The organism is Streptomyces luteolifulvus, from assembly GCF_008806595.1.
Taxonomy (GTDB): domain Bacteria; phylum Actinomycetota; class Actinomycetes; order Streptomycetales; family Streptomycetaceae; genus Streptomyces; species Streptomyces luteolifulvus.
On record NZ_VZRB01000098.1, the window covers coordinates 1 to 1,330 of the forward strand.

The following is a 1,330-nucleotide window of genomic DNA, read 5'->3' on the forward strand; positions in this document are numbered from 1 at the left end:
GTCCTCGATGACGAGTCCCGACTGGTTGAGCTGGTCGCGGATGGCGTCCGCGGTGGCCCAGTCCTTGCGGGCGCGGGCGGCCTCGCGCTGCTCGAGGACGAGTCCTACGAGGCTGTCGACGACGCCGTGCAGATCCTCGCCGCAGCTCTCCTCGTCGGCCCACTGCGGGTCGAGCGGGTCGAGACCGAGGACGCCGAGCATGGCGCGCACCTCGGCGAGGCAGGCCACCGCGGCTTCCTTGTCGTCAGCCGCGAGGGCGCTGTTGCCCTGCCGGACCGTGGTGTGGACGACGGCGAGGGCCTGCGGGACGCCCAGGTCGTCGTCCATGGCCTCGGCGAAGGTGGGCGGGACCTCGGCGGACGGCTCGACGACGCCCGCCTTCTCCACCACGCGCTGCATGAAGCCCTCGATGCGCGCGAACGCCGACTCGGCCTCGCGCAGGGCCTCCTCGCTGTACTCGATGGTCGAGCGGTAGTGCGGGGTGCCGAGGTAGTAGCGCAGGACGATCGGACGCCACTGCTTGACCATCTCGCTCACCAGGACCGAGTTGCCGAGCGACTTGGACATCTTCTCGCCGCTCATGGTGACCCAGGCGTTGTGCACCCAGTACCGCGCGAAGTCGTCGCCGAAGGCCTTGGCCTGGGCGATCTCGTTCTCGTGGTGCGGGAAGACCAGGTCCAGTCCGCCGCCGTGGATGTCGAAGGCGGAACCCAGGTACCGGTGCGCCATCGCCGAGCACTCCAGGTGCCAGCCCGGACGGCCGCGGCCCCACGGCGTCTCCCAGTCGGGCTCGCCCGGCTTGGCCGCCTTCCACATGGCGAAGTCGCGCGGGTCCCGCTTGCCGGTGATGCCCTCCTCGGCGGGCTGCCGCATCTCGTCGAGGTCCTGCTTGGACAGCTCCAGGTAGGAGGGCCAGGAGCGGACGTCGAAGTAGACGCTGCCGTCGGCCTCGTAGGCGTGACCGCGCTCGATGAGGACGCGCATCATCTCGACCATCTCGGTGACATGACCGGTGGCGCGGGGCTCGTACGTCGGCGGGAGGCAGCCGAGGGCGGTGTAGCCGTCGTCGAAGGCGCGCTCGTTCTCGTACCCGATCGACCACCAGGGGCGGTTCTGCTCGGCCGCCTTGGCGATGATCTTGTCGTCGATGTCCGTCACATTGCGGATGAACGTGACGTCATAGCCCCGGTACTCGAACCAGCGGCGCATGATGTCGAAGTTGAGGCCGGACCGGATGTGCCCGATGTGCGGGGCCGCCTGCACGGTGGCGCCACACAGGTAGATCGAGACGCAGCCCGGCTGGAGCGGGGTGAAGTCACGGATCTGCCGG

Annotated in this window: 1 protein-coding gene; it reads right to left on the reverse strand. The window is 69.5% G+C overall.

What is annotated here, in order from left to right; genetic code table 11:
* On the reverse strand, positions 1-1,330 hold a 1,330-nt coding region (cysS, locus tag F7R91_RS41740), incomplete at both ends, for a cysteine--tRNA ligase (protein WP_150959095.1).